Here is a 13,266-nt window from a genome sequence, read left to right on the forward strand (position 1 = left end):
GAGAACAATGGGATCTACTCAAGATATGAATCGTATCTCCGAGGTGAGCTTCCGTGCGGTCTCGCTCACCACGGCGTCCAGGTTCGCCGAGGCCTCGGAGCTGTACCGCGCGGTCTTCGGCTACCTCGACCCGGCGTACGGGCTGAATCCGCGACTGCTCGGCGCGCTGGCGAGCAACGGCGGATCGGTGGTCGGCATCCTCGACGAGAGCGACAAGCTGGTCGCGTTCGCGTACGGCTTCTGCGGCACCGACCGGCGCGGGTTCTACCACTACTCGCAGTCGGCCGTGGTCGCCGCCGACCAGCAGGGGCACGGTCTCGGCCGGATGCTCAAGCACGCCCAGCGAGAAGTTGCCCTCAGCCACGGTATGTCGCGGATGCGCTGGACGTACGACCCGATGCAGCTGCGGAACGCGCACTTCAACCTCGACGTCCTCGGCGCCCGCGGTCGGTGGTTCGCTCCGGACATGTACGGTCCGGGCACCGACCGCGTGATCGTCGAGTGGGACCTGACCCGCGAGCAGCCCGCTGCCGTCGACGAGGCCGAGCTGACCGAGTTGATCCTGCCGACCGACCCGGCCGAGCTCCGCACGTCGTTCGAAGAACTGCTCGCCAAGGGACTGGCGGCTGTTTCGTGCCGCCGCCTGCCGGACGGGAACGGCGCCTACTATTTCGGACCGGCCGATGCCTGACGATCCGCGTAACCGCGAGCTCTCCAGCCCGCACGAGCGGTACGACGCCCGCCTGCAACGGCGATCGTCAACGCTCCTGCAGCGTCGCGTCGTCGAGCAGGAGCGCGCCTCGATCGACGAGGCCCTCGACCAGATCCTCACCGACGAGTCGATCGCCCAGGCTGCCGCGCGGATCGTCGCCGCCCGCCGGCGCTTCATCGTCGGTTCGGCGAAGTCGTTCTCGTATGCCTCGTTGCTGGCGTTCGATCTCGGTGCCGGCCTGTCGCAGGTGACGTTGATCGACGGCACGGTCGTCCGCGGTGTCGACGTACTGTCCGATGTCCGGTCGAACGATCTGATGGTCGCGTTCTCGTTCCGCCGGTACCGGCGCGACACGGTCGAGATCGCGCGCCGGTTCGTGGAGGCGGGTGGTGAGCTGGTCGCGGTCACGGATTTCGAGGACGCGCCGCTGGCCAAGATCGCCGATCAGAGCATCTACGTCGCGACCGGGAGTGCGTCGTACGTCGATTCTCCGACCGTCGTGGCTTCCGTGCTGCATGTGCTCGCGACACTGACGACGGCGAGCGCGAAGGGCGCGCGGCGGCGGCTGCTCGAGCGCGACCGGCTGAACACGGAGCTGGGGCTGTATGTCACCTGAGACGGGAACCGAACTGAAGATCGTCGCGGCCCGGCTGCACAGGGTGCGGATGCCGTTGGTGCACGAGTTCCAGACCAGCTCGCACCGCAAGACGTTCCTCGACCACATCCTGGTCGAACTGGAGGACGCGTCCGGCGCGATCGGCTGGGGCGAGATCGCGTCGTCCTCCGACCCGTACTACGCCCCGGAGACCGTCGAGTCCTGCTGGCACATCGCCTCGCGCTACCTTGTGCCCGCCATCCTCGACCGGCCGTGGACGCATCCTGACCAGCTGGCCGCGGTCTGGTCGAAGGTCCGCGGCAACAACTTCGCGAAGGCCGGCGTGGACACCGCGGCCTGGGTGCTGTTCGCCGAGGCCCGGTCAATGCCTTTGGCAACAGCTCTGGGCGGAACCCGGACCGAGGTGGTCGCGGGGGTATCGCTGGGAATCGAGCCGACGATCGACGACCTCCTCACCCAGGTCGCCGCGCAGGTGGCAGCCGGTTATCCCAGGGTCAAGCTGAAGATCGCCCCCGGCTGGGACGTCGAGCCGGTGCGGGCGGTGCGGGCGGCGTACTCCGACCTCGATCTGCATGTGGATGCGAACGGCATCTATACCGCGGACGATCTCAAGCTCTTGCAAGAGCTGGACGGGTTCGGCCTGACGATGATCGAGCAGCCGTTCGCCCCTCGCGACCTGCTGACCCATGCGCGGCTGCAGCGCACGATCGAGACCCCGATCTGCCTCGACGAGAGCATCGAGACGGTCGACGACCTGCGGACGGCGCTCCAGCTAGAAGCGTTGCAGGTCCTCAACATCAAGGTGTCGCGGATGGGCGGGCTCACCCCAGCGCGTGAAGCGCACGACCGGGCGCAGGCTGCCGGCATCCCGGTCTGGTGCGGCGGCATGCACGAGTTCGGCATCGGCCGGCTTGCGAACGTCGCACTCTCCAGTCTCGGCGGATTCACCCTCCCATCGGATGTGTCCGCCTCGGAGAAGTACTACGCCCGGGACGTCATCGAACCCGCCGTCGTCGCGGTCGACGGCGTCGTACAGGTGCCTCGCGGAACCGGTCTCGGCCACGCCGTGGACCGTGCGCTGATCGAGGCGAACACCGTCGCCGAGCTCGCCCTCGAACCAGAACAGGAGTGACTCAGTGCCGGTGACGGGGCGGGTGACAGGGCGGGTGACGGGGCGGCTGGCAGTGACCGGCGGCCTGGTTGCCGACGGCACCGGCGCCGAACCCGTGCCCGGGACCGTGCTGATCGACGGCGACCGCATCATCGCAGTGTTGCCACCCGGCGCGACGCCGTCCGGGGCAGAGGTCATCGATGCCACAGGCAACATTGTTGCACCGGGATTCATCGACCTTCACTCACATGCGGATTTCAGTCTGCGCACAAGTCCGGCCGCCGAGTCCCAGCTCGCGCAGGGCGTGACGACGCTGGTCGCGGGTAACTGCGGCTGGTCACCGTTCCCGATCACCGACCTCGAAACCCTGCGAGCGGGGACGGCGTTCCTCGGTCCGAAGCACGACTGGTCGTGGAACGATCTCGCCGGCTTCGGTGCCACGGTGGAATCCGCGGTGAACCTGGCTCTTCAGGTCGGTCACTGCACGCTGCGGATCGCGGTGATGGGGAACGCGCGGCGGGCACCGTCACCGGACGAGCTCCGGCAGATGCAGGAGCTGCTCCGGGTCGCTGCCGACCAAGGTGCGGTCGGCGTCTCCACCGGGCTGATCTACGCGCCGGGTGCGTACGCGTCGCCGGAGGAGGTGGCCGCGCTCGTCGCCACCGCCGCCGAATGCGGCCTGCTCTACTCGACCCACATCCGCAACGAGGGCGCCGGGCTGCTCGCAGCACTGGACGAGGCGATCTCAGCCGCCCGTTCCGGTGGTGCGCGCCTCGAGATCTCGCATCTGAAGGCCGTCGGCAAGGCGAACCACGGTCTGGTCGCCGCGGCGCTCGAACGCCTCGAACAGGCCGATGATCTCGACGTCGGCTGGGACGCCTACCCGTACACCGCTACCAGCACCACGCTCACCACCCGCCTGCCCACCTGGGCCTTGGCCGACGGCGCGCTCCTCGACCGCCTGGCGGATCCGACCGAACGCAAGCGGATCGCCGAAGCCCTCCGCGCCGACACCCTCCTGTCGCCGGACTCGGTCGTCATCGCTTCGCTGCCGCCCGGTCCCTACGAGGACTGCCGCGGCCTCAGCCTCACCGAGATCGCCCGGCGCGACGAGGTGGACGCCGCCGAGATCGTCCTGCGCATCCTCGAGAACCACCAGGCCGCCGTCAGCGTGGTAAACCACGCAATGAGCGAGGACGACGTCATCACCGTCCTGGAACACCCCCGCACAGCAATCGCCAGCGACGGCTGGATCATGGACGCCACCGGCCCCGGCCACCCTCATCCGCGCAACTTCGGCACCTTCCCCCGAGTCCTCGGCCACTACGCCCGCGAGCTGGACATCTTCTCGCTCGTTGAAGCCATCCGCCGAATGACCTCGCTGCCCGCCTCCAGGCTCGGCCTCTCCGACCGCGGCACGATCAAACCCGGCGCAATCGCCGACCTGGTCGTCCTCAATCCGACCACGATCGCCGACAAGTCGACGTACGACGCCCCCTGGCAACTGTCGGTCGGCGTCGAACACGTCCTCGTCGCTGGCCGGCTCGCGCTGTCGAACGGCAGACCCACCGGTCAACGCCCTGGCCGCGTCCTCACTTCTTGAAGCGCTTCGGTTCCTGAGGCAGCGGGAGCGGGGCGCCGCTGGGAGTATCCGCCGCAGTCTCGAGCCAGCCGTCGTGCGCAGCCACCACACGCTCGACGTCGTCAGCCGCTGTGAACTCGACGACCCACGGGTGGTCCTCGTCGTCGTCCTCACCGTGGAACCGCCCGCGCCGAACCTCCCCACCCAGCCGCTCGGCGACCGCGGCGGCATCGTCCCGCTCCCAGAAGTACGCGATCATGCCCAAACGGTACGACCCGGGCCTGCACCACTGACCAACGCCGCTCTGGGCGCCCGCCCGGTCGGCGGCTGAGCGTGCGCAGGCCCGTTGACCGAGGGTTGCTCAGTGGTGGACGTCCGCCCCGTACGCTTCTCCCATGAGCACGTTTCCCTGGTTGAAGGGTCACGGTACGGAGAACGACTTCGTGATCCTCCCCGATCCCGACGGTTCCCTCCACGGTGAGTTGGACACCGGCCTGGTGCGGTTCCTCTGCGACCGCCACGCCGGCCTCGGCGCCGACGGCGTACTGCGGGTGATCCAGGGCGACAAGCAGTCGTACGTCGAGGACGGCGGCGACTGGTTCATGGACTACCGGAATGCGGACGGTTCGATCGCGGAAATGTGCGGGAACGGCGTCCGCGTCTTCGTGAAGTACCTCGCGGACGCGGGACTGATCGACGACAAGCCCGTCCGCGTCGGCACCCGCGCCGGTATCAAGGAGGTCTCCCAGAACGACGACGGCACGCTCACCGTGGACATGGGCGAGCCGACGCTGCCCGGTCCGGCCGGAATCGTGGTCGAGTCCAACGGTCACCAGTGGCCCGCGGTCCACGTCGACATGGGCAATCCGCACGCGGTCGCTTTCGTCGACAACCTGAACGAGCCGGGGAACCTGTGCGACCAGCCGGCCTGGTCGCCCACAAGCGCTTTCCCGCACGGCGTCAACGTCGAATTCGTCGTACGCCGGGATGCGCACGACGTTCAGATGCGGGTCCACGAGCGCGGATCGGGGGAGACCCGGTCCTGCGGCACCGGCACCTGCGCGGTGACCGTGGCCGCGGCGCGACAGGCGCGCGACGAGCTGCCGGTGACGTACCGCGTCGGCGTACCAGGCGGTGAAGTGAGCGTCACGTGGCGTGCTGACAACCATCTCGAGCTGACCGGACCGGCCGTTTTGCATGCCCGTGGGGAGTTCGACCGGGCCTGGCTACCTGCCTAGACCGGGAATCCCCATGCCGCGTGGGGCGTTGACGTAGTTAAACGGGTCGCCTGTACTGGAGGCCCGTGCCACCATGGAAGGTATATGACGACCCATTCACATGCATACGACGAGACCACCGACGTCGAACTTGACCTGACTCAGGGCGAGGACTCCGGCGATTCGTTGACGGGTCACGATGAGTATGACCACGAGCTGAGCACCGAGGGCCTCGACCTGGAGGAGCGCCAAGCGCTTCGCCGCGTGGTCGGGATGTCCACCGAGCTGACCGACATCAGCGAGGTCGAGTACCGCAAACTGCTGCTCGAGCGGGTGCTGCTGGTCGGCGTCTGGACCGAGGGAAGCGCCGAGGACGCGGAGAACTCGCTGGCCGAGCTGAAGCTGCTCGCCGAGACCGCCGGTTCCGAGGTGCTCGACGGCGTGATCCAGCGGCGGAAGAAGCCGGATCCCGCGACGTTCATCGGCTCCGGCAAGGTGTCCGACCTGCGCAGCCTGGTCGCGTCGCTCGGCGCGGACACGGTGATCGCCGACGGTGAGCTGGCTCCCGCGCAGCTGCGCAACCTGGAGGACAAGCTCAAGGTCAAGGTCGTCGACCGGACCGCGCTGATCCTGGACATCTTCGCGCAGCACGCGAAGAGCAAGGAAGGCAAGGCCCAGGTCGAGCTGGCGCAGCTGCAGTACATGAAGCAGCGCCTGCGTGGTTGGGGTGGCAACCTGTCCCGCCAGGCCGGTGGACGCGTCGGTGCGGCCGGTGGCGGTATCGGTGGTCGTGGTCCCGGTGAGACCAAGATCGAGACCGACCGGCGCCGGATCAACACCAAGATCGCCAAGCTGCGCCGCGAGCTGAAGAGCCTCAAGGGCAAGCGTTCGACCCTGCGCCAGGAGCGTCGCCGCAACCTGGTCCCGTCGGTCGCGATCGCCGGGTACACCAACGCCGGCAAGTCCTCGCTGCTGAACAAGATCACCGGCGCGGGTGTGCTGGTCGAGGACGCGCTGTTCGCGACGCTGGATCCGACGACCCGCCGGACGACGGCCTCGGACGGGCGCGTGTACACGCTGACCGACACCGTCGGGTTCGTCCGGCACCTGCCGCACGACATCGTCGAGGCATTCCGCTCGACGCTGGAGGAGGTCGCGGACGCGGACCTGCTGCTGCACGTGGTCGACGGTTCGCACCCCGACCCGATGGCGCAGATCCAGGCCGTGCGCGAAGTACTGGCCGAGATCAACGCGATCGACGTGCCGGAGATCATCGTCATCAACAAGGCCGACCTGGCCGACCCGATGGCGCTGGCGCCGATCCTGCACCGTGAGCCGCACGCCATCGTGGTGTCGGCCCGTACCGGTGAAGGCATCGACAAGCTCCGCGAGCTGATCGAAGGCGGGCTGCCGCAGCCGCATGTCGCGCTCGACGTCCTGCTGCCGTACGACCGCGGTGACCTGGTCTCCCGGATCCACTCCGAGGGCTCGGTCGAGCAGCTCGAGCACACCGCTGATGGCACCAGGGTCACGGCCCGGGTCCACCCGGCGCTGGCCGGCGACCTGACGCCGTACCAGACGGCCTGAGACGTAGACACCTGAGACGTAGAACAGCCCCCGAGGTCCGATGACCCCGGGGGCTGTTCTCGTTCACTTGCGCTTCGAGACCTGGACCTTCATCGAGGTGCCGGTCTTGGAAACGACCTTGATGTTGACCCCGTTGTTCGGGACCTTGACGCTGCTCGTCGGCTGGTCCGCGGTCCAGTACGACTTGCTGTCGTTGAACGTCGGAACGGCGTTCTGGCCACGGATGTAGCTCGCTTGCCCGTTGACGTGCAGGCTGAACGAGTCGGCCTTCTCCAGGCTGAACGGAGCGTCGTACGCCGCGACCCGCGGGCGCCAGAGCTGCCCGTCGAGACGGTTGATCGGCGTCGGGTGCGAGTCGATCGGCAGGATCAGACCCTGACCGGGGTGCTCGTTGGTGTTGTTGTCCTCCTGCGAGGTGTCCCAGTACCAGATCAGCAGACCGTCCTGGTACGGGAAGTGCTCGACCTTGTCGGGCAGCGTGCTCGCCCAGCCGAAGTTGTACGGGCCGGTCTGCAGGTTCTTGTCGTAGTCGACGTAGTTGATGTTCGACGCCAGGTAGTAGTTGTCGTGCTGGGTGGTGAACGACGAACCAACCGCCGCGAAACCGTTCAGCGTCCAGCCGTCCGGCGACGTCTCCGCACCGGAGGCCACCACCGTGGTGGAGCCCGACGTCACCTTGATGTCGTCGGCGAAGAACCCGATCCCGCCGGCCGCCGGGTCGGTGGCGTAGCGGAACTGCAGCGTGATCGTCTTGCCGGCGTACGCCGACAGGTCGAAGGTCGCCGGCACCCAGCCGTTGCTCTTGCCGTCGATACCGTTGCCTTCGGCATCCTTCGTGATACTGCCCTTGATCGTCTTGAACCCGCTGCCGTCGTTGACGTCGACGTACGCGTAGTCACACGGGTCCGGACCGCAGTCCTCGATGTCCCAGTTGGCCTGGAACGTGAGGCTCGCGGGCTGGCCGGCCGGGAGCGTGACCTGCCGGCTCATCGTGTGCGTGAAGTTGTTGCCCTCACCGCTCCACCAGTCCTTGGTGCCGACGGGCGGCTGGACGAGTTGGTGCTCGACCTGCTTCTTCGGCAGCGTCACCACCAGCCCCTGGGCCTTCTTCGAGTTGTACTCGTGCGGGCCGAGGTCGACGGTCCGGTTCTGGCCGGCGTTCACGATCTCGTAGTCCAGCCAGCCGAGCTGCAGCTTGTCCCACGCGTTGAAGTCGGCCGCCTGCTCGCCGATGCCGCCGTCACTGGGTTTGCTGACGCGGCTCTGGGACATGATCGTCCACCAGTTCACGCCGTTCTCGACCGCTGCGCCGGACGTGTCGTACTCGTCCGGCAGACCGAGGTCGTGACCGTACTCGTGCGCGAAGACGCTGATGCCGCCGTTCTCCGGCTGGATCGTGTAGTCACCGACGTACATGCCGGTGTCGCCGATCTGCGCGCCGCCGCCCGGGTTGTTCGCCGGGCCGCCCGGGAAGCCGGCGAACCAGCGGTGCGACCAGATCGCGTCCTCGCCCTGCCACGGGTCGCCGTCGGCCTGGTCGCCGCCGGCGTGCACGATCTGGAAGTGGTCGATGTAGCCGTCCGGCTCGTTGAAGTTGCCGTCACCGTCGTAGTCGTAGCGGTCCCACTGGTCGAACGACTTCAGGTCCGCGGTGATCTGGGCCTTGGTCCGGCCCTTGGCCTCCTGGTCGGTGACCCACTGGTTGACCGCGTCCTGGATCAGGTTCCAGGTGTTGCTGCAGACGTTCCCGCCGCACGGGTAGCCGTTCGAGCGGCCGTACCGCGCCTCGTTGTACTTGACCTTGACCCAGTCGGTGACCTCGCCGGACACCGAGTACCGGCCGGACGACTGCTTCTCGTAGTACTTCTTGACCGAGTTGCCGTTGCCGAAGTACAGGTCCTGGAAGTGCTGCTGGGTGTAGTCGGGCTGCCAGACGGTCGAGTTGTCGACCGAGCGGTCCGGCGCCGGGATCTGGTTGTGCAGCGGGCCGTCGAAGCGCGCCGGGCCCGGGACCGACGGCGCCGTGTCCTGGTCCGGGTAGTTCGGGTGGCGCTCGTTGCCGAACTCCGCGAGGACGACGAAGATCCGGTCGGTCTTCTCCCGGCTGAGCTCGACGTACTGGTCGACCTTGCCCTTGGCGTTCTTCGTGCCCTTGGCGCCGGCGGCCTTGGTACCGACCTTGACGACAGTGCTGCCGTCGCGCTGCTCGGGCTTGGCCTGTCCGTTGATGACCTGGGTCAGGGCTTCCTGCCGCAGCTCGCGACGCTTGTCCTCCTGCGGGCTGGACAGCTCGTCCGGCGCCGGCGCGGCCTCACTGGCGATCGGCGCCGACCCTTGCTTGGGCGGTGTGGCGGCGTTGGTTGCCGAGGCGGCGGCCATGCCGAGCCCGGTCGTCGCCGCCAGAGCCAGGCTGAACAGCCCGGCGGGTAGCTTGCGCACGATTCCCCTCCGTGTCTTGGTAACGCAGTGTGATCAAAGCTCCCCCGAGCGTGTTCTGCGCGAGAGTACGGGGAAAATCCGCTCAGCTGAAGGAGAAACTGAGGAAAAGCTGTGAAGGTGCGGGGAAACCTGCACCCTGAGTACCTGTGCTTTGAGTAGTAGGGCTCACGCGCCGCGGTCGCGGTCCTTGGCAGACTGTGCCGCGTGGAACGCGAGACCGTCGACCTGCTGCAGCCGCTGTGGCGTGCGCTGGTGGTGTTCCGCATCATCACCTGGGGTTTCGCCTGCCTCGGCGTGTGGACCCGGTGGGACGGCATCGTCCGGCCGACCGGTGCGGTGCTCCAGCTGGCCGTGATGGGAATCTGGACGCTGATCTCGTCGATCGGCTACAGCCGGCGCTGGGGCCGCCGCAACACCCGGCTCGCGTTCGCGGACCTGATCGTCACGGTCGGCTGCATGTACGCGACCCTGTGGGCGCAGCCGCTGATCGATATCCGCGGGGGAGCCTCCGTGCTGACCTCGGTCTGGGTGGCCGGCCCGGTCCTCGCGCTGGCGATCTCGCGGGGCCGCGACGGTGGGCTACTGGGCGCGGCGACGATCAGCCTGGCGCTGCTGTCGCTGCGCGGTGTCGACAACGCGTCGAAGGTCCTCAGCAACGTCCAACTGCTCTTGGTGGCCGGTCTGGTCGTCGGGTACGCCGCCTCGACCATGCGCCGCGCCGGCGCCCGGCTCCGGTCGGCGATCGCGGCAGAGAGCGCGACCGCCGAACGGCTGCGGCTCAGTCGCTCGATCCATGACGGCGTACTGCAGGTGCTGGCGCAGGTCCAGCGCCGCGGTACGGCGATCGGCGGCGACGCGCTCGAACTCGCCGAACTGGCCGCCGAGCAGGAAGTTGCCCTTCGCACCCTGATGTCGACGCGGCCGGCCGTCGCGGACGGCGATCGCGTTGATCTGTGCGGCTTGTTGTTGCCGCTGGCCACGACGCGGGTGGACGTCGTCGTACCGGCTGCGCAAGTACTGTTGCCCGCAGCCACGGCTGAGGAACTGGTTGCTGCGGTCAAGGAAGCGCTGAGCAACGTGTCCAAGCACGCCGGTCCGGACGCCCGCTCCTGGGTGGTCGTCGAGGAGCTGGGGGAGGGGGTCGTGGTGTCGATCCGCGACGACGGAATCGGCACGACACCCGCCCGGCTCGAACAGGCTCGCGCGGACGGGCACCTCGGCGTCAGCCAGTCGATCCGCGGTCGCATCACCGACCTGGGCGGCACCGTCACCGTCCGCACCGCCCCCGGCGAAGGAACCGAATGGGAGCTGAAGGTATGACACGCGTCATGATCGTGGACGACCATCCCATGTGGCGCGAGGGCGTCGCACGGGACCTGGGAAGCCGCGGGTACGACGTCTGCGCGACCGCCTCGGACGTCCCGAGCGCGGTGAAGATCGCGCTGGCGACCCGCCCCGACGTGGTGGTGATGGATCTGCAGCTGGGCTCGGGCTCAGGTGTCGACGCGACGCGCGAGATCACCACGGCGTTGCCTGACACGCGCGTGCTGGTGCTGTCGGCCAGCGCCGAGCAGGACGACGTACTCGCGGCCGTGAAGAACGGGGCTTCCGGGTATCTGGTGAAGTCCGCGTCCCTGGACGAGTTCGACGACGCTGTACGCCGTACCGCCGAAGGCGACGCGATCTTCAGCGCAGGGCTGGCTGGGCTCTTGCTGGGCGAATACCGTCGCCTCGGTGCCACCGGTCCCGAGGTCCCCCAACTCACCGACCGCGAAACCGAAGTCCTCCGCCTCGTAGCCCGGGGCCTCACCGCCAAACAAATCGCCACCCGCCTGGTCCTCTCCCACCGCACAGTCGAGAACCACGTCCAAAACACCCTCCGCAAACTCCAACTCCACAACCGAGCCGAACTAGTCCGCTACGCCATAGAACACGGCCTGGACACTTAACCCCCGTGCGACATACGCGCCGATGGGGGAGCGTCAGTTATTGGTTGTGGTGGGTGGCGTGCCGGCCGTCTCCGGAGCAACCCCGCCAGGCACCGGCGCAATGCTCCGTGCGGCGCGGAGTACTCCAATGACCGCGCCGATGAGCCACAGGCCGAACGCCACGGACGCGACGCCCCCGCTCCAGAAGCCGGACAGGCACAGTAGGACGACCGCATACGACGCCCATGTCGCCCACGTGGGCAGGACATGCGCCTGACGGGTGATCCGTGTCGTGACGGCGACGATCACGCCGCAGCCGATCAGGCCGGTGAGGGCGAGGATCTGGCCTGCCATACCGAGTGCGCGGACGGTGTTCGGGTCGGGGGTGAATTCGTCGGACCACGCCGCGAACGCACTCCCCAGGTCGAGTGAGACGCCGGTGATCATCAGCCCGCCGAACATCGCCGCTGCCGGCACGATCACATGCGTGAGCGGGTCACCGCCGGACAACCGGTCCAGCACCCGCCGCAGACCGGTGGCGAACCAGAGCAGCAGCGCAACCCCCGCAGCGAGCACGGGCGGCGCGAAGCCGGCGGCGGCCTGCCGGGCGTTGTCGTTGAGCCTCTCGAGGATGTCCGAGTCCGACATGCTTGGGTCGTCGACGCCGACCAGGTAGCCCAGCGCCACCGCAGCAACGAGCAGCACGAGCGAAGCGGCACCCGCCCACCCCGCACGCCGAAGTGCCCGTGACTCGTCCATCCCGACCTCCCCAGTGGAGTACCGGGCGCAACCACCACGATCCACCCCGCGCCACCAAGTACCCCAGTCCGAGTGTGCACCCGCCCGCGACCGCCCACAAAGGGCCAATCAAGACCAGATGGACGCAGTGTCGGATCGGAGGAGATGTGTTCGTGGTAGGTGTGAAAGGCCGCCGACGACGGCGCCCACTGAACTCGAGGAGAGCACCATGAGCGCCACCTTCACCTTCGATATCTTCTCCAGCTTTGACGGCTACGGTTCCCCGACCGGCACGTACGGCGGCTACTGGGGCAAGCAGGGCCCGGAGTTCCTCGAACACCGCTTCGCCCAGTACGGCGAGGAGCAGCGGCTGGTTCTCGGCGCCAACACCTATCGGCTGATGGCAGCGATGCTGGCCTCGAGCCCCGCGGGAGCCGAAGTGCACGATGCATGGGTCACCCGGATGCGGAACCTGCCGACGACGGTGGTGTCGAACACCCTGCAAGGACCGCTCGACTGGCCGGATGCGACCGTTCTGAACGGCGACCCACTCGAGGCGGTAGCCCGGCTCAAGGAGGAGTCCGACCTGCCGCTGCGCTCACACGGCAGCCTGACGCTGAACCGGGCGCTGCTGGCCGCCGGCCTTGTCGATCGGGTCCAGGTGACGGTCTTCCCGGTCATCAACAGCCGAAGTCAAAGCAATGACAACCGGATCTTCGAGAACACGGGCGACTTCGACCTCGAAGTGATCGAGAGCCACACCTTCGACGGCCACACCCAGCAGCTCGTCTACCGCCCGACTCTGCACGCATGAGTGCGCAGGTGGCGTCCCACCACCGAGTAGGGACGCCACCCGCGCTGGTCTGGCCTTCAGCTCATTCCTCCCACTGGAACTGCCAGCCCGGAGCGCAAGGCCACTCCGGTGCGCAGGTCGAGTCAGGATCCCGGTACCAGACGTCGGACACCGCGTACCCGTAGTGCCGGAACACATTGTGCTTCTGGATGCACTCGTCCTGGGTCGCGCAGGTGACGGTGTGGATGGACTGGGTCTGCGCCTGTGCAACTGTCGCCCCACCGGCCACCACGGCCACGGCGGCAGCACCCATCGCAACCATGCGTCCGATCGATCTCATCAAGTATCTGCCTTTCGCGTCGAACATATCGTTGCCTTATGCAACTCTCTTGCAGGCTAGTACCGTCGTCGCCGGCCCGGAGAACGATTCGGCCCCAATACAAAGTCGTTCCGCAATCGGGTGCCGTGGGCAACAATTGATGGCGGTCAATCGACGACTGGCCGACACCTTCGGGGCGCCTGGTCCGTGATAAGCGGGACGGT

Annotated in this window: 13 protein-coding genes; 9 read left to right on the forward strand and 4 right to left on the reverse strand. The window is 67.8% G+C overall.

The window, feature by feature from the left end; all coding sequences use genetic code 11:
* Positions 1-25: 25 nt before the first annotated feature.
* Genes EV653_RS40705 through EV653_RS40720 form a run of 4 tightly spaced genes read left to right on the forward strand, consistent with a single transcriptional unit; the run spans position 26 to position 4,042 of the window.
* Positions 26-691, forward strand: a complete 666-nt coding sequence (locus EV653_RS40705) for a GNAT family N-acetyltransferase (RefSeq protein ID WP_134111659.1) — start codon at positions 26-28, stop codon at positions 689-691.
* Positions 684-1,328, forward strand: coding sequence for a MurR/RpiR family transcriptional regulator (locus EV653_RS40710; RefSeq protein WP_134111660.1), 645 nt, complete (start codon positions 684-686; stop codon positions 1,326-1,328). Before EV653_RS40705 ends, EV653_RS40710 begins: the two co-directional genes overlap by 8 nt.
* Positions 1,318-2,460 (forward strand): o-succinylbenzoate synthase, encoded by a 1,143-nt coding sequence (gene menC / locus EV653_RS40715; RefSeq protein WP_134111661.1) that lies wholly within the window; start codon positions 1,318-1,320, stop codon positions 2,458-2,460. The genes EV653_RS40710 and menC overlap by 11 nt, the downstream gene beginning before the upstream one ends.
* 4 nt (positions 2,461-2,464) lie before the next feature.
* Positions 2,465-4,042: an N-acyl-D-amino-acid deacylase family protein gene (locus EV653_RS40720; RefSeq protein WP_202872061.1), complete on the forward strand. Its 1,578-nt coding sequence runs from the start codon at positions 2,465-2,467 to the stop codon at positions 4,040-4,042.
* Here the strand turns inward: EV653_RS40720 and EV653_RS40725 are convergent.
* Positions 4,032-4,280, reverse strand: a complete 249-nt coding sequence (locus tag EV653_RS40725; RefSeq protein WP_134111662.1) for a hypothetical protein — start codon at positions 4,278-4,280, stop codon at positions 4,032-4,034. The two genes, EV653_RS40720 and EV653_RS40725, sit on opposite strands and share 11 nt — an antisense overlap.
* A 136-nt stretch (positions 4,281-4,416) precedes the next feature.
* On the opposite strand from EV653_RS40725, the gene dapF reads away from it, so the two are divergent.
* Positions 4,417-5,259 (forward strand): diaminopimelate epimerase, encoded by an 843-nt coding sequence (gene dapF / locus EV653_RS40730; RefSeq protein ID WP_134111663.1) that lies wholly within the window; start codon positions 4,417-4,419, stop codon positions 5,257-5,259.
* A gap of 84 nt (positions 5,260-5,343) precedes the next feature.
* Positions 5,344-6,825: a GTPase HflX gene (gene hflX, locus EV653_RS40735; RefSeq protein ID WP_134111664.1), complete on the forward strand. Its 1,482-nt coding sequence runs from the start codon at positions 5,344-5,346 to the stop codon at positions 6,823-6,825.
* 63 nt (positions 6,826-6,888) lie between these two features.
* On the opposite strand, the gene EV653_RS40740 is transcribed toward hflX, so the two are convergent.
* On the reverse strand, positions 6,889-9,264 hold the full coding sequence (locus EV653_RS40740) for an immune inhibitor A domain-containing protein (RefSeq protein ID WP_134111665.1): 2,376 nt from the start codon (positions 9,262-9,264) through the stop codon (positions 6,889-6,891).
* Between the two features lie 204 nt (positions 9,265-9,468).
* On the opposite strand from EV653_RS40740, the gene macS reads away from it, so the two are divergent.
* Both macS and EV653_RS40750 read left to right on the forward strand, forming a co-directional pair.
* Positions 9,469-10,584: a MacS family sensor histidine kinase gene (macS, locus tag EV653_RS40745; RefSeq protein WP_134111666.1), complete on the forward strand. Its 1,116-nt coding sequence runs from the start codon at positions 9,469-9,471 to the stop codon at positions 10,582-10,584.
* Positions 10,581-11,213, forward strand: a complete 633-nt coding sequence (locus EV653_RS40750; RefSeq protein WP_134111667.1) for a response regulator — start codon at positions 10,581-10,583, stop codon at positions 11,211-11,213. Before macS ends, EV653_RS40750 begins: the two co-directional genes overlap by 4 nt.
* Before the next feature lie 33 nt (positions 11,214-11,246).
* On the opposite strand, the gene EV653_RS40755 is transcribed toward EV653_RS40750, so the two are convergent.
* Positions 11,247-11,951, reverse strand: coding sequence for a hypothetical protein (locus EV653_RS40755; protein WP_134111668.1), 705 nt, complete (start codon positions 11,949-11,951; stop codon positions 11,247-11,249).
* A gap of 208 nt (positions 11,952-12,159) precedes the next feature.
* On the opposite strand from EV653_RS40755, the gene EV653_RS40760 reads away from it, so the two are divergent.
* The gene (locus EV653_RS40760) at positions 12,160-12,744 is read left to right on the forward strand and encodes a dihydrofolate reductase family protein (RefSeq protein WP_134111669.1); all 585 of its coding nucleotides are present in this window, start codon (positions 12,160-12,162) and stop codon (positions 12,742-12,744) included.
* A 61-nt stretch (positions 12,745-12,805) separates the two neighbouring features.
* Here EV653_RS40760 and EV653_RS40765 read toward each other — a convergent pair whose 3' ends face one another.
* The gene (locus EV653_RS40765; protein WP_134111670.1) at positions 12,806-13,063 is read right to left on the reverse strand and encodes a hypothetical protein; all 258 of its coding nucleotides are present in this window, start codon (positions 13,061-13,063) and stop codon (positions 12,806-12,808) included.
* Positions 13,064-13,266: the final 203 nt, after the last annotated feature.

The organism is Kribbella pratensis (genome assembly GCF_004365355.1).
In the GTDB taxonomy this organism is placed as follows: domain Bacteria; phylum Actinomycetota; class Actinomycetes; order Propionibacteriales; family Kribbellaceae; genus Kribbella.

Excerpts from the sequence above, each read along its gene's own strand:
- EV653_RS40705 (WP_134111659.1), top strand. The coding sequence starts at position 26 with ATGAATCGTATCTCCGAGGTGAGCTTCCGTGCGGTCTCGCTCACCACG.
- EV653_RS40710 (WP_134111660.1), top strand. The coding sequence starts at position 684 with ATGCCTGACGATCCGCGTAACCGCGAGCTCTCCAGCCCGCACGAGCGG.
- menC (WP_134111661.1), top strand. The coding sequence starts at position 1,318 with ATGTCACCTGAGACGGGAACCGAACTGAAGATCGTCGCGGCCCGGCTG.
- EV653_RS40725 (WP_134111662.1), bottom strand. The coding sequence starts at position 4,280 with ATGATCGCGTACTTCTGGGAGCGGGACGATGCCGCCGCGGTCGCCGAG.
- dapF (WP_134111663.1), top strand. The coding sequence starts at position 4,417 with ATGAGCACGTTTCCCTGGTTGAAGGGTCACGGTACGGAGAACGACTTC.
- hflX (WP_134111664.1), top strand. The coding sequence starts at position 5,344 with ATGACGACCCATTCACATGCATACGACGAGACCACCGACGTCGAACTT.
- EV653_RS40750 (WP_134111667.1), top strand. The coding sequence starts at position 10,581 with ATGACACGCGTCATGATCGTGGACGACCATCCCATGTGGCGCGAGGGC.
- EV653_RS40755 (WP_134111668.1), bottom strand. The coding sequence starts at position 11,951 with ATGGACGAGTCACGGGCACTTCGGCGTGCGGGGTGGGCGGGTGCCGCT.
- EV653_RS40760 (WP_134111669.1), top strand. The coding sequence starts at position 12,160 with ATGAGCGCCACCTTCACCTTCGATATCTTCTCCAGCTTTGACGGCTAC.
- EV653_RS40765 (WP_134111670.1), bottom strand. The coding sequence starts at position 13,063 with ATGAGATCGATCGGACGCATGGTTGCGATGGGTGCTGCCGCCGTGGCC.